Raw genomic sequence first — 18435 nt, 5'->3', positions numbered from 1 at the left:
GGGAGGGGGCGGGGGTAGGCCCCCAGCACCCAGCTCCCCGCCCTACCCGGTCGTCAGCCCGTAAAGCACCAACGCCGCCTGGTTCTCGGCCATCCAGTCCACGTTCAGCGGCTCTGCTCCCACCGGCTCGAACACGTTGCGCCACAGTGCGGCAAAGATGATACCTCCTGCCACGCATTGTGCCGCCGTCTTCGGATCGGGGCAGGCAAACTCGCCCCGGGCAATGCCATGGGCAATCAGCCGCTCGATCGCGCCAAGGATGCATATCATTGCGGTTTCGTGGTAAAATCGGGCAAGTTCGGGGAAATTGTGGCCCTCGCCCACGATCAGGCGCGGCAGGAAGGCCATTTCCGGGCTGGCGATGCGCTTGATCGCGTTCTTCACGAAGGCGCGCAGCAATGCCGGCGCGGGCAGGCTGCCGTAGTCGCTCGGCAGCAGCGACGGCATCATTTCGGTGATGACTTCCGACACCAGCGCACGGAACAGCGCGTCCTTGCTGTCGAACGCGAGGTAGAGCGCCGCGCGGCTGATGCCGACGCGCCTGGCCACGTCCTCCATGCGTGCGGCGGCAAAGCCCCGTTCGGCAAATTCCTCGCGCGCAGCGTCCAGAATGCGCTCGCGTCTGTCTGCTGGCGTAACTCGTGGCATGGCCGCAAAATAACTGACACGTCAGTCATGTAAAGCGGTAAAAGTCCGGTGGCAGGGTTTCCGGATGCGTTGCGTGGGGTGCAGTTATGGTGTCCAGGCCGCCCTGCCACCGAAAGGAGATTTCTCCTTGCGGAGTAAGGCCTTGATGCCATCTTTCTCCGGCTTCGTCTCAGCGTTTTCCTACGTAAGCGTTTTGTGCTATATCCGGAAAACTGGCGGTTTACCGGGGGTCCCGGCCCATCCCTCAGTGCGCCCGCGTGCCTTTGCCGAAGTTTCTCCGGACAGTGTAAACCCCGTAAACCCTTCGCCTTGCTCTTTCGGCTCTCCCGATGCATAGGCGCCCCCAAGATTCTCCAGCATTCAGGTTCCGAAAGGCCCCGCCGATGAAGGTCCGCGTCATTGTCACCCTCAAGAACGGCGTCCTCGACCCCCAAGGCCGCGCCATCCACCACGCGCTTGAAGGCCTTGGTTTCGAAGGCGTGAACGACGTGCGCGCCGGGCGGGTCATTGAACTCGACGTGGCAGACACCACTTCGGATGCAGCGCTTGACGAGATGTGCAGCAAGCTCCTCGCCAACATGGTGATCGAGAACTACCGCATCGAAAAGGCCGCCTGAGCTTAGGAACCCGCGCCATGGCTTTCACCTCCGCCGTCATCACCTTCCCCGGCTCGAACTGCGATCGCGACATGGCGGTGGCGATCGAGCAGGTCTGCGGGGGCACAGTCCATCGCGTCTGGCACGGCGATGCCGACCTGCCTGAAAATCTCGATTTCATCGCCCTGCCCGGTGGCTTCTCCTATGGCGACTACTTGCGCTCCGGCGCGATGGCGGCACGCTCACCGGTGATGCAGGCGGTAGTGCGCGCGGCTGAGCGCGGCGTGACCGTGCTCGGAGTATGCAACGGCTTCCAGGTGCTGACCGAGGCTGGTCTCCTGCCCGGCGCGCTGATGCGCAACGCCGGCATCCGCTTCGTCTGCCGCGACGTGAAGCTGACGGTCGAGAACAACCAATCGCTGTTCACCGCGGGCTATGACGCTGGCCAGCAGATCACGATCCCCGTCGCGCACCACGACGGCAACTTCTTCGCCGACGACGCGACGCTGGACCGGCTCGAAGGCGAAGGCCGCGTCGCGTTCCGTTATGCAGAGGCCGTCAACGGCTCGGCGCGCAACATCGCGGGCGTCCTCAATGATCGCGGTAACGTGCTGGGCATGATGCCGCACCCCGAGCGCATGATCGAAGCGGCGCAGGGTGGTTCGGACGGCCGCGCGCTGTTCGAAAGTGTCGTGCGCGGGCTCGTCGCCGCCTAACCTGCGGCCCGCTCCTTGAAGCGGGTCTGGCCAAACAGGGCCAGTGCGTCGGTCCGGTTCATCGGTCGGCCGAAGTAGTAGCCCTGGATCTTCTTGGCACCGAGACGGCGGATGCATTCGAGTTCGGCCTCGGTCTCGACGCCCTCGGCCGTCGTCGACATTTCCAGCGCGTCGGCCATGGCCACGACGGCGCGGACAATGGCAAGGCTCTCCGGATTGTCCTTGGCCGCGCCCTGCACGAAGCTGCGATCGACCTTGATCGTCGAGAAGCGCATCTTCCTGAGGTAGCCCAGCGACGAGTAGCCGGTGCCGAAATCGTCGAGCGCGACGCCGCAGCCGATGCCCATGAGGTTCTCGAGCGTCATCTGCGCCGTAGTACCATCGCGCACGAAGATGCTCTCGGTCACCTCGATCTCGAGCCGGTGCGGCGAAAGGCCGGTCGATGCGAGCGCGCCGACGACGGTTTCGGCAAAATAGGGATCGAGCAACTGTTCGCCGGACACATTGACCGCGATCTTGACATGCTCGGGCCAGTTCCTCGCCTCGGCGCAGGCAGTGCGCAGGACCCAATCACCGATCGGGACGATAAGACGCGTGTCTTCGGCCAGCGGAATGAACTTGGCCGGGCTGACGAAGCCGTGCTCGGTGCTGTTCCACCGGATCAACGCCTCGAAGCTCAGCACCTGCTCGGTCGTCGCATCGACGACAGGCTGGTACATCAGCGAGAACTCGTTGCGCTCAAGCGCGTGGCGCAGCGAGAATTCGAGCTTGCGGCGCTCCTCGGCGTGGGCGTGGAGGGAAGGCTCGTAAGTACAGTGCCGCCCACCGCCCTCATCTTTGGCGCGGTAGAGCGCAAGGTCGGCGTTACGCAGCAGGGTCTCGACCGTCGAACCATCACGCGGCCCGATCGCCGAGCCGACGCTGGCACCGACATAGAGCATGTGGTGATCGATCTCGTAGGGCTGCGAGAGCGTAGAGATGATTGCCACGCTGAGATCGGTGACGCGCGCCTCGTCGGCCGCATCGCGGATGACGACAGCGAACTCGTCGCCCCCCAGACGTCCGCAGACCTCGCCTTCCCGCATGATCAGCTTGAGCCGATCCGAGACGAGGGCAAGCAACTGGTCACCGACGAGGTGGCCGAGCGTATCATTGATCGCCTTGAAGCGGTCTAGGTCAATCATCAGGAAAGCGCAGCGCGTGCGCCACTTCTCGGCATAGCCCATCGCCTCGCCGAGGGCCTCGGTCAGCATCAGGCGGTTGGGCAGGCCGGTCAGCGTATCGTAGCGCGCAAGGTAGGCGATCTTTTCGGCGCTTTCGCGCTGCTCGGTCACGTCCGACCCGACTCCGCGGAAGCCGACGAAAGTGCCGTTTTCATCGAACTTGGGCGAGGCCGACAGCTCCCACCAGCGATAGCCGCCATGGAGCGACACGCGCACAAGCAGGTTGGAGAAGCTTTCGCGGCGCTTGAGGCGCTCGGCCAGATCGTGGAGGCTGGAATGGAAGTGGCCGGAATCCCAAGCCGGGCCTGCGATGAGCTGGATCAACGGCTTGCCGTCGACATCCTCGGGGTCCTCGCCCAGCGCGAAGGCAAAACGCGGGCTGACCGAGCGGACCCGGCGGTTGGCATCGACCTGCCAGAGCCAGTCGGCGTCTCCTTCCTCGAATTCGCGCAGCAGCAGCGACACGACTTCGGCTTTCTCCGCCATGCCTGCTTCGGCGACCCGCGCGCCAAGGAAAGTGCGCGCGGCCTCGACCCCGCCGACGCTGACGATCAGCACGAAAGCGACCGCAACCGCTGCCGCGATGTATTCCCCCCAGAACAGGAATGCAGCTATGCCCGACAGACCGACAATCCCGCCGAACATCACTGTCGCCATCGGCATGGCGGCAAATGTCACGGCCATGCCGGTCATCAGCATGGCAAGGACTGTCCACAGCGTCATGCGCTGCGCCTGATCTCCGAACGGGGAGAAGGCCAGCATGGGGATGGCCCAGATCAATGCAACGAACAACGAGCTGATAGTCTGCCGGTGCATCTCCTGACGGCTTACCCGCCGCCGGTCCGCATCGATAAGTGTGCGATCGAACCTTGCGCCGGAGATAAGGACGCCAACCAGCAGCGCCATCCAACCAACCAGAAACGCGACGTGGACTTCGCCAGCATAGGTCTGCAGAACGAGTAGGGCCGCCATTGCGTGAGCGACAAGCCGGGCGAACGTCAACTTCGCGAGGCTGGAGTACTGCAAGCCGCGCAACCTGCCCCAATCGCCTTCGACCGGATCACGCAATCCGATCACGGCAAGGATCGGCAGCTTCACCGGTAAAGCATCGGGTTCGGGCGCGTTGGGGTTCGTCACGATGGTTGAATTACAAGGAATTCATTATCCAATCGTAAGCAGCGGTAAACTTTGGCGTACCACCAACCCCGCAAAAAAGGCCCGCCGCGCCTGGCATGAGGCGCGACGGGCCGGACTTTCCTCCCCAGGAAAGGTCCTGTCAGGCAGCGAAGAGTGTTAACGCCGTGAAGTGTTAACGACCGAGGGCGCTGCCAAGCCGGTGGTAAAGGTTCGAGAACTTGACCGATTCGGGCTGGTCCTCGATTGCCTTCAGGTAGTGCAGTACGGCTTCGCGGATCAGCTTGAAGTCCTCGGTCGAGAGGACCGCGCGGGCACGTGCAGGTTCAGCCATGGTGGGTCTCCTTCTTGGATCTTCGAGGCTTGATTGCCGCGAGGATTTGCTTGGGTGGGAGGGGGAAGCCCCTCCCCAACCCCTCCCTGGCAAGGGAGGGGCTTTCTGCAATTCGCAGGTTACGCTGCGAACTGGTTCATCGTGTTGTGGGCGCCGCCAGCCTTCAGCGCTGCTTCACCGGCGAAGTATTCCTTGTGGTCGTCACCAATGTCGGAGCCGGCCATGTTCTGGTGCTTCACGCAGGCGATCCCCTGGCGAATTTCCTCGCGCTGGACCTGCTTGACGTAGCCGAGCATGCCCTCTTCGCCGAAGTAGCGCTTGGCGAGGTTGTCAGTGCTGAGCGCAGCCGTGTGATAGGTCGGCAGCGTGATCAGGTGGTGGAAGATGCCCGCCTGCGCCGCAGCGTCGCGCTGGAAGGTACGGATGCGCTCGTCAGCTTCGATCCCAAGCTCGGTGCCGTCATAGTCAACGCTCATCAGCTTGGCGCGATCGTAGGCCGAGACGTCCTTGCCCGCTTCGACCATGGCATCATAGACCTGCTGGCGGAAGTTCAGCGTCCAGTTGAACGACGGGCTGTTGTTGTACACCAGCTTGGCGTTCGGGATCACTTCGCGGATGCGGCTGACCATGCCGCCGATCTGGCCGATGTGCGGCTTTTCGGTTTCGATCCAGAGCAGGTCGGCGCCGTTCTGCAGGCTCGTGATGCAGTCCAGCACGCAACGGTCCTCGCCGGTTCCGCTGCGGAACTGGTAGAGGTTCGAAGGCAGGCGCTTCGGCCGCATCAGCTTGCCGTCGCGAGCGATCAGCACGTCGCCGTGGCCGAGGTTGGCGGCATCGACCTCCTCGCAATCGAGGAAGCTGTTGTACTGGTCGCCGAGGTCGCCCGGCTCCTTCACATAGGCGATCTGCTTGGTCAGGCCGGCGCCCAGGGAGTCGGTGCGGGCAACGATCACGCCGTCATCGACGCCGAGTTCCATGAAGGCGTAACGCACCGCGCGGATCTTTGCGAGGAAGTCCTCGTGGGGCACGGTAACCTTGCCGTCCTGGTGGCCGCACTGCTTTTCGTCCGAGACCTGGTTCTCGATCTGGATGCAGCAGGCGCCGGCTTCGATGAACTTCTTGGCGAGCAGGTAGGTTGCTTCCGCATTTCCGAAGCCTGCGTCGATATCTGCGATGATCGGGACGACGTGGGTTTCGAACTCGTCGATCTTGTGCAGCAGGCGGTGTGTGTTGACCGCATCGCCGGCCTTCTTGGCAGCATCGAGATCGCGGAACAGCATGCCGAGCTCGCGAGCGTCAGCCTGCTTGAGGAAGGTATAGAGTTCCTCGATCAGCGCCGGAACGCTGGTCTTCTCGTGCATCGACTGGTCGGGCAGCGGGCCGAATTCGCTGCGCAGCGCGGCGACCATCCAGCCCGAGAGGTAGAGGTAGCGGCCCTTGGTGGTGCCGAAGTGCTTCTTGATGGAGATCATCTTCTGCTGGCCGATGAAACCGTGCCAGCAGCCAAGCGACTGCGTGTAGTTCGCCGGATCAGCGTCGTAGGCTTCCATATCGCGGCGCATGATCTTTGCGGTGTAGCGGGCGATGTCGAGGCCGGTGTGGAAGCGGTTCTGCAGGCGCATGCGGGCCACGCTCTCGGGCTCGATGCCATCCCAGGTCTGGGCGAAAGGCGCGATGGCCTTGCCTGCTTCGACGATCTTGCTGTGGTAGGTCATGTCCCGTGTTCCCTCACGTGGTGTGCGTCTGTGTGAGATCGGGTAACGCGCGAATCGATGAAGCGGAACGGCGTTCGGAGTGATGTTGTCAAACTTTACAGGATATGCTTGTAAAGTTGTGCAGTCAGTACAAGAGGCGTGTGAAGTGTCGACAAGACCGTTGTACCTTGGACCTCGGCTCAAGCGCATCCGTCGCGAACTGGGGCTGACACAGCAGGCGATGGCGGACGAGCTGGGTATTTCGCCCAGCTACATCGCGCTGATCGAACGGAACCAGAGGCCGCTGACTGCCGACTTGCTGCTGCGGCTGGCACGGGCCTACAAGCTGGACATGGCGGACCTCGCCAGCGACGAGCGCGACGATTATGCGCGGCGGCTGACCGATGCGCTGCGCGATCCGATCTTCAACGACATCGACCTGCCGGTACTGGAAGTGTCGGACGTGGCGGCCAGCTTTCCGGGGGTGACCGAGGCCCTGCTGCGGCTTTACGGTGCTTGGCAGCGCGAGCAGCAGGCATTGGCCGAGCAGCGTAGTGCTGTTCCAGGCACCGGGGCGAGCGATCCGGTGGGCGAGGCACGCCGCTTTGTGGCAGCGCGGCGCAACTATTTCCCGGCAATCGATGCGAAGGCCGAGGAACTGTCGGACGAAATCGCGAAGGCGGGCGGCGCGGCAGAGTGGCTGCGGCTGCGCGGAGTGCGGGTGCGCTTTCTCCCGCCAGACGTCATGATGGATGCGGTGCGCAGATATGACCGGCACAACGAGCAATTGCTGATTGATGACACGCTGTCGCCTTCTGGCCGCGCCTGGCAACTGATGCAGCACATTGCCTACACCGCGCTGCGGGGTGAGATCGCGGGCGTGATTCGGGGGGAAAGCTTTGCCAGCGAGACGGCGGCGCAATTGGTGCGGCGGGCGCTGGCGGGCTACGCGGCGGCGGCGCTGGTGATGCCCTATGACCGGTTTGCAAGGGCAGTGGATGCCCGCAGGTACGACATCGAAGCGCTGTCCGGGCAGTTCGGCGCGAGTTTCGAGCAGGTGGCGCACCGGCTGACCACGCTCAACCGGCCAGGGCAGGAGCGCGTGCCGTTCTTCTTCATCCGCGTCGATACGGCGGGCAATGTGTCGAAACGGCTGGACGGCGCGGGCTTTCCCTTTGCCGCGCATGGCGGCGGGTGCCCGCTGTGGAGCGTGCACGAATGCTTCCGCACGCCGGGCGAGATCGTGACGCAGTGGGTGGAGCTGCCGGACGGGCAGCGCTTTTTCTCGCTGGCGCGGACGGTGACTTCGGGCGGTGGAGGGTTCGGGCGGGCGCGATGGACGCGCGCGATCGCGCTGGCCTGTGCGGCCGAGCACGCGCCGCGACTGGTCTATGCGGCGGGGGCCGACCCAAAGGCGGTGGAAGCAACGCCGATCGGGGTGACCTGCCGGCTGTGCCATCGCGCGCAATGCACGGCGCGGGCCGAGCCGCCGATCGGGCGCGAGATCCTGCCCGACGACTACCGGCGCGGGGCCGAGCCCTTCAGCTTTGCGGAGAGTTGAGCCAGTAGCGGATGACCATGGCGACAGCGCCGAGCGCAGCCACGCTCCCCAGCCAGATCGCCGCCATCCAGCCCAGACGCTGCCACAGGGGCTTTGCCTCGGCCTGCTCCGCACCATCGAGGCGGGGGTCAATGATAGCCATGTTCGCCCACCTTGCCGCGGAAGACCCAGTAGGCCCAGCCCGTATAGGCGAGGATCAGCGGCATGATCAGGCCGACGCCGATGAGCATGAAGACCTGTGAGCGTTCCGGCGCGGCGGCGTCCCAGATCGAAATGCTCTGTGGCACGACCCATGGCCACATCGAGACGCCCAGCCCGATCATGCCGAGCAGGAACAGGCCGAGCGCGTAGAGGAACGGACGCACGGCGTGGCGCTGTTGGAGCGAGCGCAGGAGCGAGATGGCGAGTGCTGCCGTCGCCAGCGGAACCGGTGTAAGCCAGAAGACCATCGGTTCGGTGAACCAACGCTGGAAGTACTGTCCCGCAAGGAACGGCGTGGCGAGGCTGACAGCAGCCATGAGCGCCAGCGTGGCCCAGGCGGCGCGGCGGGCGAAGGCGAAGGCCTTGTCCTCGGCGCGGCCCTCGACCTTGATCGCCAGCCAGCAGGCGCCGAGCAGCGCATAGCCCGCGACAACTCCCGCACCGGTCAGGAGCGAATAGGGTGACAGCCAGTCGAGCCAGCCCCCGGCATAGGCCCTCCCCTCAACGTGGATGCCCTGCAGCAGCGCGCCGAGGGTGATGCCTTGTGCGAGGGCCGCGACAAGCGAGCCGGCGAAGAAGGCCCGGTCCCAGAAAGCGCGGTGGCGGGGATCGCGCCAGCGGAACTCGAAAGCGACGCCGCGGAAGACGAGGCCGAGGAGCATGGCGATGATCAACGGGTAGGTCGCCGGCAGGATGATCGCATAGGCCAGCGGGAAGGCGGCGAGCAGCCCTCCTCCGCCCAGCACCAGCCAGGTCTCGTTGCCGTCCCACACCGGGGCGATGGCATTCATCGCCTGATCGCGCTCGGCGCCTTCGTCAAACCAGGGGAAGAGGATGCCGATGCCGAGGTCGAAACCGTCCATCACGACATACATCAGCACGGCGAAGGCGATGATCAGGGCCCAGATGACAGTGAGGTCGATCATTGCACTTCCTCCTGCTGCTGAGCGGGCGTGATCCCGGCAGAGCGGATCGGGGCGCGCTCTTCCTGTTCCGGGCCCGGCTCGTGCGGATGTGGCGCGTCCTTCATGAGATGCAGAATGTACCACGTGCCGATGCCGAAGACCGCGAAGTAGACGACGACGAAGGCGGCGAGCGAGGTGGCGACGGCAGGCGCGGCGATCGGGCTGACCGAATCTGCGGTGCGCAGCAGGCCGTAGACTGTCCAGGGCTGGCGGCCGACCTCGGTCGTCACCCAACCGGCGATCACCGCGATGAAGCCCGAGGGCCCCATCAGCACGGCAAGGCGGTGGAGCAGCGGCCAGTCGTACAACTTCTTGCGCGTGCGGGCGAGCAGGCTCCACAGGCCGAGGCCGAGCATGAGAAAACCGAGGCCGACCATGATGCGGAATGACCAGAAAACGATCCACACCGGCGGCCGGTTGTCCGGCGCGATGGTGTCCAGTCCCGCGAGGGGGGCGTCGGGATCATGCTTCAGGACAAGGCTCGAGGCCTTGGGGATGCCGATGGCGTAATCGAGCTTCTGGTCCTTGTCGTTTGGAATGCCGAACAGGTAGAGCGGTGCGCCTTCAGGGTGGGACTGGTAGTGCCCTTCCATGGCCATGACCTTGGCGGGCTGGTGCTCGAGCGTGTTGAGGCCATGCATGTCGCCGACGAAGATCTGCACCGGCGCGACGATTGCGGCCATCCACATCGCCATCGAGAACATCTTGCGGGCGTGAAGGTTTGCGCGGTCACGAAGCAAATGCCACGCGCCGACTGCGCCGACGACGAAAGCCGTGGTCAGGTATGCAGCAATCACGGTGTGGACGAGGCGATAGGGGAAGCTGGGGTTGAAGATGATCGCCGCCCAGCTTGGACCGGGCAGGAACTCGCCGTTCGGTCCCATCTCGAAGCCGGTCGGCGTCTGCATCCAGGAATTGACCGAGAGAATCCAGAACGCCGAAATGAAGGTGCCGATGGCCACCATCAGCGTGGCGGCGAAGTGCAGTCCCCTGCCTACCCGGTTCATGCCGAACAGCATCACGCCAAGGAAGCCAGCCTCGAGGAAGAAGGCGGTGAGAACCTCGTAAGCCATGAGGGGCCCGATCACGCCGCCGACCTTGTCGGAAAAGACCGACCAGTTGGTGCCGAACTGGTAGGACATGACCAGACCCGAGACCACGCCCATCGCGAAGGCGACGGAGAAGATCTTCAGCCAGTAGCGGAACAGGTCGAGATAAAGCGGCTTGCCGGTCTTCAGCCAGAGTGCCTCAAGCACGGCGAGATAGCTGGCGAGGCCGATCGAAAAAGCCGGGAAGATGAAGTGGAAGCTCACCGTGAAGGCGAACTGCATACGCGCCAGAACCAGCGCGGCCGTTTGGCTGTCCATACCTGCGAACACGTTTATCTCCCCTGCACGGGATCGGGCGTCTTCTCGTGGCGCCTCAATCACTTCCTAGCCATATATGAGCATGAGCTAAAGTGATATTCCCGAAGCAGCGCTTGCAGTTTCTGCATCCTGAAAACCCCTGTGCAAGCGCGCCGTTCCTCCAAACTTGCAGCATGTGGCCTTGGGGGCTATCGGCGCGCATCCCGCCCGCCTTCGCAGGGCCGAAGAAAGCACCGCCGTTGTCCAAGATCATCCCGCTTGCCGATGTCGATCCCGCGCTGGTCGAGCAGTTGCTCGATGCGGCGTTCGAGCCGACGCGGCACCAGCGAACCGCCTACAAGGTGCGCGAGGGCATGGAATGGCTGCCAAACCTGTCGTTCGCCGCGCTCGACGACGAGGACATGCTGGCGGGCACGATCCAGTGCTGGCCGGTGGCGCTCACCGATGACAGTGGCCGCATGCATCCGATGATCATGGTCGGCCCGGTGGCGGTCATGCCGCATCTTCAGGGCGAAGGCTTCGGCAAGGCGCTGATGACGGCGGCGCTTACCGCGATCGATCCGCGCGCGCCGCTGCCGCAAGTGCTGATCGGCGATCCCGAGTATTACGAGCGCTTCTTCGGCTTCAGCAACGCCCAGACTGGCGGATGGCGCCTGCCGGGGCCGTACGAGCAGCATCGCCTGCTGTGCCGCACCGCCAATCCTGCCGTCCTGCCGCAAGAGGGCATGTTGGGGCCTTGGCGGCGCTGATCCGATCTGGCATCGGCAAACGGTGCCCTACACTCCCCCGCCCGAACTCGCATCCTTGAGCCTTGCCGAACTTGCCGCGCAGGTTGCTGCGCGCAAGCTGCCGCCCATCGACCAGTGGAGCCCGCAGGAGATCGGAGACAGCGAAATGCGCATCGCCGCAGATGGCCGCTGGTTCCATCAGGATGGCGAAATCCGGCGTCCAGCAATGGTGCGCGCGTTTTCCTCGCTGTTGACGCGCGACGAGCAGGGCCAGCACTGGCTGGTAACGCCGTTCCAGAAGCTGGCGATCGCTGTGGAGGACGCCGCCTTCCTGGCGACTGACATGCAGGCCAAGCTGGACCCCGAGGGGCGCACGGCATTGGCCTTCCGGCTCAATAGCGACGATCTAGTGGTCTGCGGGCCGGACCATCCGCTGCGGGTTTCGGGCACGGCTGAGATCCCGGCCTTTTACCTCGCCGTCCGAAACGGAACAGAGGCCCGGCTCAACCGCAGCACCTACGGACAGCTCATCGATCATGCCCTGTCGCTGGGCAGCGCTGACCTTGCCGTGGAAAGTCTTGGCCACCGCTTCGTGCTGGTGCCCGGCACATGAATTTGCTGACAAGGCTTACGGACCTGTATGCCGAAGGACACCGGGAGCCTGCCAAGGAGCTCTACGAAGACTGGCGCCCACTGCCCGAGCACGGTTTGCGCCCTGCCGCTGTACTGATTGCGGTGACCGGGCGACAGAACCATCCGGATGGCCCCGGGGTTCTCCTGATCCACCGGCCCTCGCACATGCGCGCGCATCCGGGACAAGCCGCTTTTCCGGGCGGCAAGCTCGATCCCGGCGAGACCCCGGTCGAGGCAGCCCTGCGCGAAGCCAACGAGGAATTGGGCATCCGGCCGGAAGACGTGTCCGTGATCGGCGAAACCGACCGGTTCCGCACGGGCACGGGTTATGACATCACGCCCGTGCTGGCGCTGGTGCCGCCGGATCTGCCGCTTCAACCCAATCCAGCGGAAGTGGCGAGCTGGTTCGAGCCCCCTTTGGGCTTCCTGCTCGACCCGATGCGGCATGTCTGGCAATCGGCGGAATGGAACGGGCGCAAGGGGCGCTTCATCGAGATCCTTTGGAACGAGCATCGCATATGGGGCGTGACGGCGGCGATCATTTCCAACCTGGCCAAGCGGATCAGCTGGCATGACTGAGCGCCTGCCCGCCGCTGCGTGGACAAGACGCGAGGACCTCGCCGCCCTTGTAACCGCGCTCGATCCGCATGCCGAGGGCAACTGCCGGTGGGTGGGCGGCGTGGTGCGCGACACGATTCTCGGCCATGCCCCGAAAGACGTAGACATGGCCACGACGCTGCTGCCAGAGGAAACCGCCGCCCGGCTGGGCCAGGCGGGGATCAAGGCCGTGCCGACGGGCATTGCCCATGGCACGATCACTGCGGTTCTCGACGGTGGCACGGTCGAGATCACCACGCTGCGTCGCGACGTTTCCACCGATGGCCGCCATGCGACGGTGGCATTTTCCACCGACTGGCGCGACGATGCAGCCCGCCGGGATTTCACGATCAACGCGCTTTACGCCGATCCGCGCAGCCTGGAACTGTTCGACTATCACGGCGGCCTTGCGGATCTGGCCAATCGGCAGGTGCGTTTCATTGGCGATGCCCGCGAGCGCATCCGCGAAGATTACCTGCGCATCCTGCGTTACTTCCGCTTTCAGGCCCGCTTTGGCTCCATTCCCGCAGACAAGGCTTCAGAGGAAGCCGTTTCCGAGCTTGCCGCGGGATTGAAAGGGCTTTCTCGCGAACGTGTCGGCTGGGAGCTGATGAACCTGCTGGGCCTGCCAGATCCCGCGCCGACCGTCCGTCGCATGGCCGAACTCGGCGTTCTGGCCCATGTCCTGCCAGAGGCAACCGAGGCTGGCCTGGCATTGCTGGATACCCTTATCGACAACGAGCAGGCTGCCGGAGCGCAGGCCGTGGCACTGCGTCGTCTTGCCGCGCTCCTGCCGGCGGGCCCGGCTCTGGCCGAACAGGTTGCCGCCCGACTGCGCCTTTCCATTGCCCAGCGCAAGCGGCTTGCCATTGCTGCCGCCCGCGACGGCGAAGAGACCGATGCGCGTGCCCTTGCCTACCGCGTGGGTATCGAGGAAGCGCGTGACCGGCTGCTGCTGGCAGGTCAGGCAACGGCTCCGCTGGAGGGGTGGAACGTGCCCCAACTGCCGATCAAGGGCGGAGACATTGTTGCCCGCGGCATAAAGGCGGGCCCGGAGGTCGCGCGCATTCTTCGTCAGGTGGAAGCGCGGTGGATCAAAGCGCAGTTTCCGGACGCCGGGCAAGTCTTCGCAATGCTCGATGAAATCGTGGCGCATACCAGCGCACAAGGCGGTTGAAGGTCTGAGCCGCGCTGACAACGCCAGGCATCGGCCTGGCCCGCGCGAAATGCCTGTGGCGATCGGCAGCGATCCTTGCCCGCGCGTCCCGCCCGATGACAAGCTTGCGCGCATCCGGCACGAAGTTGGTGGAATCCTGCCAGAAGGCGCGGCAGGCAGTTGCGTAGAACATGGGCCGTGGCTCGGCGCTGTTGTTGGGCTGTCCGCGATGCCGGACCCGGAAATCCCAGATCATGCAATTGCCGCGCAGCACGGCGTTCCACACCGAGCCATCTGCACTATCAGGTGATTGCAAGATACGGTGCGTGCCCGGCAGGAATTCGGTCGAGCCGTTGACTTCGTCAACATCGACGAGCGGGATGGAAATCGTCAGCGCAAATGGCGGCAGCATCGCTGCAATCGTCTTGTCCTCGAACAGATGCGGACTGTCGGAGTGCAGCTTCTGCACCGTGGAACCCGGAAAGGAGCTGATGACGCCGAAGGATTCGTAGACCCAATTGTTGCCCAGGGCTTTGTCCAGCAAGGCAAGCAGCGCCGGGTTTTGCAGAAGGTCGATGCAGCCCGCCATCCTGCCGGCGATCGGGACAAGGCCGTTGATCCGCTTCGTGCCAACCACCCAGATGTCCTCCGGGAGCGGAGCGCGCGTGTCGAACGCGCCGGGAATGGATTGGCGCAGGGCCAGGGCCAGTTCGTCAATCCGCTGCGCAGGCCAAAGCCCTTCGAGGGCAACCACCCCGTCTCTTGATAACGCCTCGGCAGCGTCATCCGCGGCCTCTCCGCCGAAACGCGAGATGCCTGCTGTCATCTCAGCCCTTCCACTCGCGACGTTCTTCGGCAGCACGAAGCACCTCGTAGGACACCTGCAGCTTCTGGAACTGCTCTGCCGCGGCCTTGTCGCCGGGCCGCACATCGGGGTGGACTTCCTTGGCCCTGGAGCGCCAGGCCTTCTTCACCGCGTCGAAATCGGCATCCGGATCGAGGCCAAGGGTTTCGAGGGCGCGCAGTTCGTCGCGGCTGCGCGTGCCATCGCCAGAACCGCCCCATTCGGCCCATGCAGCCTGGCGAAAACCAGAGGCTTCGCCACGCTCTTCGGCTTCGCGACGTTCGGCCTCTTCCTTGTCCAGCCCTTCGAAGTAGTTCCAGCCCTGATTGTATTCCGCCGCGTGCTGCTGACAGAAATACCAGCGTTCGGGGTTGTTGGGGGACTTGGGCGCCGGGCAATCGCCCTTCTGGTCGCATCCCGCACGGTCGCACAGCCGCACTGGCGCAGCCTCGAAGGCGCTGCCGTAGCCACGCCAGCGCGGGAAGCCCCAGTCAGACGATCGTGTATTGCGTGCCATGCCTCAATCCCAAGCCAAACCCGCAGGAAAGGTCAAGATGGGTGTGGTGCCGGCAATGCGAAAGGCCCGAACCTGGAGGGGTTCGGGCCTTGCCTGCATTGTCGGGTGATCAGTTGACCGTGACGGTGACCGCGCGGCGGTTGCGCGCCCACGAATCCTCGTCCGAACCAAGCGCCAGCGGGCGTTCCTTGCCATAGCTGACAACCGTGATGCGCGATGGATCTACGCCGAGGCTGACCAGGTAGTTCTTGGCCGCATTGGCGCGGCGTTCACCCAGCGCAATGTTGTAGTCGCGCGTGCCGCGCTCGTCGCAGTGGCCTTCGATGGTGATGGCCTTGGCCGGATAGCGGGCCAGCCACGAAGCCTGGCTTTGCAGGATGCCCTGGTCGGATGCGTCGATGTTGTAGCGGTCCGTATCGAAGTTCACGGTGTCGGAGATGACCGACGCCACGAAATCGGCCTGGCTGCCGGGAACCGGGCCGGTCGGCTGCGTAGTCTGCGGGGTCGTCTGCGTTGTCGTGGTGGCACCGGGCTCAGGCGGAAGCTGCTTGGGCTTCGATGCGCAGGCACCGAGGCCAAGCGTGAGAGCAGCAAGGCCGGCAATCAGGATCGGACGGGTCATGGGCATTCTCCTTGGGAGAGAGGGGGAGAGATGGCGACGCAAGGTGCAGTTTCAGCGATGAATTGACAAGGGCGCAAATCGCCCTTGCCAAGGCAGGGTCAGGGCAGAACCGGCCCCCATGCAGGGTCTGAACCATCAACCGGCGTGTTGAGTTTCCGTTCATTTCGACCAGTCAGGTCGACTTGCCAGATGCCGGTCTTGCCGCTGCCGCGCTCGGTGCGGAAGAATTGCACGATACGGCCGTTGGGCGACCACGTCGGGGCTTCATCCTGCCACGAATCCGTGAGGAACCGCATGCCCTTGCCGTACGGGTCGGTCACAGCGATACGGAAGTTGCCGCCGATATGGGTAAAGGCGATCTGGTCTCCACGTGGCGACCATTCCGGCGTGGCGGCGCGACCTCCGAAGAAACTGATGCGCTTCTGGTTCGAGCCGTCCGCGTCCATCACGTAAAGCTGCTGGCTGCCCGAACGGTCGCTTTCGAAGACGATCTTGCTGCCATCGGGCGAGTACGAGCCGCCGACGTCGATGCCGGGGCTGTCGGTGAGACGTGTCGACTGGCCGCCAGTGGCGGGCACGCGATAGATGTCTGTGTTGCCGGCGATGGCCATCGAATAGAGGATCCACTTGCCATCGGGCGACCAGCGTGGGGCGAAAGTGGGATTGGTGCTTGAGGTTACCAGCGTCTGCTGGCCGGTGCCGACGTTGTAGACGTAGATGCGGGGCGCACCGTTCAGGTAGCTCAAGTAGACGATCCGGCTGTAGTCAGGGGAATAGCGCGGGGTAAGCGCCGTCGCCTGCCCGTTGGTGATGAAGCGATGGTTGGCGCCATCGGAATCCATGATCGCAAGTTGCTTGCGGCGACGGTCCTTGGGGCCGGTCTCGGCAATGTAGGCAATCTTGCTGTCGAAGAACGGGCTTTCGCCGGAGAGGCGCGAATAGACCATGTCGGCGCACTTGTGCGCGGCGCGCCGCCATTCCTCAGGCTTGACGACATAGCCCTGCCGCGCGAGTTCGGACCCGAGCGCAACGTCATAGAGATAGCAGCCGACTGTGAGGCGGCCATCTTCGTTCGCCTTGACGAAGCCTTGTACCAGCATTTCAGCCGAACGCCCGCGCCAGGTGTCGAACGTCGGCGCAGCGACTTGCGGGAAGGCGACTTCGGGAAGCTGATCGGGACCGACCGGCTTGAACAGACCGTTGTTGCGCAGGTCGTTGTAGACGACGCGCGCGACATTGCGGCCGAGCGCTTCGGTGTTGCCGCCTTCGGCTGCGGTGGCGACCGAGGCGTTGGTGGGAAAGGACGGGATGGCAATGCCGAGGTCCTGCCATTCGTTCTCATCGGAGACAGAGCCGGTCAGCCCTTCGTCGGCAGAGGCCTGCGCCGCAGTGGAGGAAGGAAGCGCAGTCTGCTGTGCAGCGACGAGCGCAGGCACCGAGACAAGCCCTGCGGCAACAACAAGGAAACGCATCTTCATTGGGACAACTTCCTGTCAAAGCGGAAGGCGGCAACGCGCTTCCAGCCGGAATAGTAGGTATCTGGCAGATCGAACGGAGCGGCCAATTGCACAGCGCGAATCGCCTGCTCGGCATGCCGTTTGGCTTGCGCCTCGTTGGCGGGGGTAATGCCCTGCTGATCGACGACGCGAGGGCGACCGGCGAGGCTGCCATCCGGGTTGAGGTCCCAAGCCAGGATAGTCACCAGCTTGTCGGCATCGACGCCCTGGGGCGCCGCCCAGTGCGGCTTGATCTGGCGCGAAATCGCGCCCGCCAGCGACGACCTGACCTCGGGTCCTATCGTTGCTGCAGGGGCCGCCTTTGCTGTTCCCGGCTTGGTCGAGCCGGGAATGCCTTTCAGAAAGTCCGAGCCGATTCGCGAACCGCCCGTGGGAGCATCCGGCCTGCGGCGGGGGCTGGTATCACCGGAACCGGACTTTGGCGTAGTGGCCTTCGCCGGTGCAGGCTTCGCCGCCGGTTTCGCTGGCGCAGGCTTGGCCGGAGCCGGCTTTGCAGGAGCGGGCTTCGGAGGAGCGGGCCTTGGCGGCGCCGGTTTGGGCGGTGCAGGCTTTGGTTGCGGCTGCGGCTTGGGCGCGGGCTTGGGCGGCGCGGGCACCGGCTTGGGCTGCGGTTGCGGCGGCGGTGGAACGGGTCTGGGCGGCTCAGGCAGCGGCTGCGGTTGCGCAACCGGCTCAGGCGCGGGCTCGCCCAGTTCGGGCGCAACGTCAGGCGCCGCCTCGGCCATGGGGTCGGGCGAGGTCGACTGATCGGCAATCTCTTCGGAGAACGTCACTTCCATGCGCTGCGGCGGTGGCTTCACCGTCTTGCCCGGTGGGGAAAGCATGAGGAAGCCGAGCAGGCCCGCGTGAGCCAGCGCGGCAATGGCCAGCCCTGCGCCTTCCTGCTTCGAGAGTCCTCCTGCGGTAGGATCGCGCATCGCTTCTGACCTATTGCGGTGCGGATGAACTGTTGGTGACCAGCGAGATCGACTTGAAGCCCGCAGCGTTCAACTCTCCCATCACGGCAGCGACGCGGCCCCAATCGAGCACGCGATCTGCGCGCAAGGTCACCAGCGGGGGCTTCGGCCCCTTCTGCAGCCCGGCAAGGCGGTCGGTCAGCTCGCCGGGGGCGAGCTGCTGATCATCGAGGAAGACGTTGCCCTGAGCATCGACAGTGACGGTGATCTGGTCCTGCTGCTGGTCGAGCGGGTCCGCCTTGCTGTCGGGCAAGTCGACCGGCACGCCAGCGGCCAGCATCGGCGCGGTGACCATGAAGATGATCAGCAGCACGAGCATGACGTCGACCAGCGGGGTGACGTTGATTTCGCTCATCGCGGCACGACCGCCACGCCCCCTGCGACCTCTGCCGCCTCCGCTGCCGGAACCCATGGACATCGCCATGA

20 protein-coding genes are annotated in these 18435 nt (G+C 64.6%); 7 read left to right on the top strand and 13 right to left on the bottom strand.

Annotation, left to right across the window (positions count from 1 at the left end; genetic code table 11):
* Positions 1 to 42 precede the first annotated feature (42 nt).
* Positions 43 to 648 (bottom strand): TetR/AcrR family transcriptional regulator, encoded by a 606-nt coding sequence (locus IM701_RS03840; protein WP_193827830.1) that lies wholly within the window; start codon positions 646 to 648, stop codon positions 43 to 45.
* A gap of 383 nt (positions 649 to 1031) precedes the next feature.
* Here IM701_RS03840 and purS point away from each other — a divergent pair, with 383 nt between their 5' ends.
* Together purS and purQ are read left to right on the top strand one after the other, a co-directional pair.
* Positions 1032 to 1265, top strand: coding sequence for a phosphoribosylformylglycinamidine synthase subunit PurS (gene purS / locus IM701_RS03835; RefSeq protein WP_039332834.1), 234 nt, complete (start codon positions 1032 to 1034; stop codon positions 1263 to 1265).
* Positions 1266 to 1282: 17 nt separating this feature from the next.
* A complete protein-coding gene (purQ, locus tag IM701_RS03830) occupies positions 1283 to 1960 on the top strand; it encodes a phosphoribosylformylglycinamidine synthase subunit PurQ (protein ID WP_039332831.1) in 678 nt (225 codons plus the stop codon).
* Here purQ and IM701_RS03825 read toward each other — a convergent pair.
* The 3 genes from IM701_RS03825 to IM701_RS03815 all read right to left on the bottom strand — a co-directional run bounded on the left by IM701_RS03825 (position 1957) and on the right by IM701_RS03815 (position 6366).
* The gene (locus tag IM701_RS03825; protein WP_230487781.1) at positions 1957 to 4320 is read right to left on the bottom strand and encodes a bifunctional diguanylate cyclase/phosphodiesterase; all 2364 of its coding nucleotides are present in this window, start codon (positions 4318 to 4320) and stop codon (positions 1957 to 1959) included. The two genes, purQ and IM701_RS03825, sit on opposite strands and share 4 nt — an antisense overlap.
* A gap of 172 nt (positions 4321 to 4492) precedes the next feature.
* Positions 4493 to 4651: a hypothetical protein gene (locus IM701_RS03820; protein WP_011444689.1), complete on the bottom strand. Its 159-nt coding sequence runs from the start codon at positions 4649 to 4651 to the stop codon at positions 4493 to 4495.
* 119 nt (positions 4652 to 4770) lie between these two features.
* Positions 4771 to 6366 carry an isocitrate lyase gene (locus tag IM701_RS03815; RefSeq protein WP_193827829.1) on the bottom strand — a complete coding sequence of 532 codons (1596 nt, stop codon included), beginning with the start codon at positions 6364 to 6366 and terminating at the stop codon, positions 4771 to 4773.
* Between the two features lie 145 nt (positions 6367 to 6511).
* Here IM701_RS03815 and IM701_RS03810 point away from each other — a divergent pair, with 145 nt between their 5' ends.
* Entirely contained in the window at positions 6512 to 7906 is a 1395-nt protein-coding gene (locus tag IM701_RS03810) for a short-chain fatty acyl-CoA regulator family protein (RefSeq protein ID WP_230487780.1), read from the top strand.
* Here the strand turns inward: IM701_RS03810 and IM701_RS03805 are convergent.
* From IM701_RS03805 to IM701_RS03795, 3 genes are read right to left on the bottom strand one after another with little or no spacing between them, the layout of a single operon-like run.
* Entirely contained in the window at positions 7887 to 8048 is a 162-nt protein-coding gene (locus IM701_RS03805) for a DUF2474 domain-containing protein (RefSeq protein WP_082734349.1), read from the bottom strand. The genes IM701_RS03810 and IM701_RS03805 overlap by 20 nt on opposite strands.
* Complete coding sequence (cydB, locus tag IM701_RS03800) at positions 8035 to 9033, bottom strand: cytochrome d ubiquinol oxidase subunit II (RefSeq protein ID WP_062342235.1); 999 nt, start codon at positions 9031 to 9033, stop codon at positions 8035 to 8037. Before cydB ends, IM701_RS03805 begins: the two co-directional genes overlap by 14 nt.
* The gene (locus IM701_RS03795; RefSeq protein ID WP_193828328.1) at positions 9030 to 10439 is read right to left on the bottom strand and encodes a cytochrome ubiquinol oxidase subunit I; all 1410 of its coding nucleotides are present in this window, start codon (positions 10437 to 10439) and stop codon (positions 9030 to 9032) included. Before IM701_RS03795 ends, cydB begins: the two co-directional genes overlap by 4 nt.
* Before the next feature lie 239 nt (positions 10440 to 10678).
* Here IM701_RS03795 and IM701_RS03790 point away from each other — a divergent pair, with 239 nt between their 5' ends.
* Genes IM701_RS03790 through IM701_RS03775 form a run of 4 tightly spaced genes read left to right on the top strand, consistent with a single transcriptional unit; the run spans position 10679 to position 13574 of the window.
* A complete protein-coding gene (locus tag IM701_RS03790; RefSeq protein WP_062342330.1) occupies positions 10679 to 11188 on the top strand; it encodes a GNAT family N-acetyltransferase in 510 nt (169 codons plus the stop codon).
* Between the two features lie 22 nt (positions 11189 to 11210).
* On the top strand, positions 11211 to 11780 hold the full coding sequence (locus tag IM701_RS03785) for a DUF1285 domain-containing protein (RefSeq protein ID WP_193827827.1): 570 nt from the start codon (positions 11211 to 11213) through the stop codon (positions 11778 to 11780).
* On the top strand, positions 11777 to 12379 hold the full coding sequence (locus IM701_RS03780) for a CoA pyrophosphatase (RefSeq protein WP_193827826.1): 603 nt from the start codon (positions 11777 to 11779) through the stop codon (positions 12377 to 12379). Before IM701_RS03785 ends, IM701_RS03780 begins: the two co-directional genes overlap by 4 nt.
* On the top strand, positions 12372 to 13574 hold the full coding sequence (locus IM701_RS03775; RefSeq protein ID WP_039332817.1) for a CCA tRNA nucleotidyltransferase: 1203 nt from the start codon (positions 12372 to 12374) through the stop codon (positions 13572 to 13574). Before IM701_RS03780 ends, IM701_RS03775 begins: the two co-directional genes overlap by 8 nt.
* Here the strand turns inward: IM701_RS03775 and IM701_RS03770 are convergent.
* The 6 genes from IM701_RS03770 to IM701_RS03745 form a co-directional block, all read right to left on the bottom strand.
* Complete coding sequence (locus tag IM701_RS03770) at positions 13492 to 14379, bottom strand: phytanoyl-CoA dioxygenase family protein (protein ID WP_193827825.1); 888 nt, start codon at positions 14377 to 14379, stop codon at positions 13492 to 13494. The genes IM701_RS03775 and IM701_RS03770 overlap by 83 nt on opposite strands.
* Before the next feature lies 1 nt (position 14380).
* A complete protein-coding gene (locus tag IM701_RS03765; RefSeq protein ID WP_039332814.1) occupies positions 14381 to 14914 on the bottom strand; it encodes a J domain-containing protein in 534 nt (177 codons plus the stop codon).
* A gap of 109 nt (positions 14915 to 15023) precedes the next feature.
* Positions 15024 to 15542, bottom strand: coding sequence for a peptidoglycan-associated lipoprotein Pal (gene pal, locus IM701_RS03760; protein WP_039332812.1), 519 nt, complete (start codon positions 15540 to 15542; stop codon positions 15024 to 15026).
* Between the two features lie 92 nt (positions 15543 to 15634).
* Positions 15635 to 17014, bottom strand: coding sequence for a Tol-Pal system beta propeller repeat protein TolB (gene tolB, locus IM701_RS03755; protein ID WP_062342247.1), 1380 nt, complete (start codon positions 17012 to 17014; stop codon positions 15635 to 15637).
* The gene (locus IM701_RS03750; RefSeq protein WP_193827824.1) at positions 17011 to 17970 is read right to left on the bottom strand and encodes a hypothetical protein; all 960 of its coding nucleotides are present in this window, start codon (positions 17968 to 17970) and stop codon (positions 17011 to 17013) included. Before IM701_RS03750 ends, tolB begins: the two co-directional genes overlap by 4 nt.
* A 10-nt stretch (positions 17971 to 17980) precedes the next feature.
* Positions 17981 to 18433, bottom strand: coding sequence for a biopolymer transporter ExbD (locus IM701_RS03745; RefSeq protein WP_193827823.1), 453 nt, complete (start codon positions 18431 to 18433; stop codon positions 17981 to 17983).
* Positions 18434 to 18435: the final 2 nt, after the last annotated feature.

Source organism: Novosphingobium sp. ES2-1 (genome assembly GCF_015169775.1).
GTDB lineage: Bacteria > Pseudomonadota > Alphaproteobacteria > Sphingomonadales > Sphingomonadaceae > Novosphingobium > Novosphingobium subterraneum.
Note: the sequence above shows the minus strand (reverse complement) of the source record. Positions and strands in the feature narration are given on the sequence as shown.

Excerpts from the sequence above, each read along its gene's own strand:
- IM701_RS03815 (WP_193827829.1), bottom strand. The coding sequence starts at position 6,366 with ATGACCTACCACAGCAAGATCGTCGAAGCAGGCAAGGCCATCGCGCCT.
- IM701_RS03775 (WP_039332817.1), top strand. The coding sequence starts at position 12,372 with ATGACTGAGCGCCTGCCCGCCGCTGCGTGGACAAGACGCGAGGACCTC.
- IM701_RS03780 (WP_193827826.1), top strand. The coding sequence starts at position 11,777 with ATGAATTTGCTGACAAGGCTTACGGACCTGTATGCCGAAGGACACCGG.
- tolB (WP_062342247.1), bottom strand. The coding sequence starts at position 17,014 with ATGAAGATGCGTTTCCTTGTTGTTGCCGCAGGGCTTGTCTCGGTGCCT.
- IM701_RS03795 (WP_193828328.1), bottom strand. The coding sequence starts at position 10,439 with ATGGACAGCCAAACGGCCGCGCTGGTTCTGGCGCGTATGCAGTTCGCC.
- cydB (WP_062342235.1), bottom strand. The coding sequence starts at position 9,033 with ATGATCGACCTCACTGTCATCTGGGCCCTGATCATCGCCTTCGCCGTG.
- IM701_RS03765 (WP_039332814.1), bottom strand. The coding sequence starts at position 14,914 with ATGGCACGCAATACACGATCGTCTGACTGGGGCTTCCCGCGCTGGCGT.
- purQ (WP_039332831.1), top strand. The coding sequence starts at position 1,283 with ATGGCTTTCACCTCCGCCGTCATCACCTTCCCCGGCTCGAACTGCGAT.
- IM701_RS03750 (WP_193827824.1), bottom strand. The coding sequence starts at position 17,970 with ATGCGCGATCCTACCGCAGGAGGACTCTCGAAGCAGGAAGGCGCAGGG.
- IM701_RS03820 (WP_011444689.1), bottom strand. The coding sequence starts at position 4,651 with ATGGCTGAACCTGCACGTGCCCGCGCGGTCCTCTCGACCGAGGACTTC.
- IM701_RS03805 (WP_082734349.1), bottom strand. The coding sequence starts at position 8,048 with ATGGCTATCATTGACCCCCGCCTCGATGGTGCGGAGCAGGCCGAGGCA.
- IM701_RS03840 (WP_193827830.1), bottom strand. The coding sequence starts at position 648 with ATGCCACGAGTTACGCCAGCAGACAGACGCGAGCGCATTCTGGACGCT.
- pal (WP_039332812.1), bottom strand. The coding sequence starts at position 15,542 with ATGCCCATGACCCGTCCGATCCTGATTGCCGGCCTTGCTGCTCTCACG.
- IM701_RS03770 (WP_193827825.1), bottom strand. The coding sequence starts at position 14,379 with ATGACAGCAGGCATCTCGCGTTTCGGCGGAGAGGCCGCGGATGACGCT.
- purS (WP_039332834.1), top strand. The coding sequence starts at position 1,032 with ATGAAGGTCCGCGTCATTGTCACCCTCAAGAACGGCGTCCTCGACCCC.
- IM701_RS03745 (WP_193827823.1), bottom strand. The coding sequence starts at position 18,433 with ATGGCGATGTCCATGGGTTCCGGCAGCGGAGGCGGCAGAGGTCGCAGG.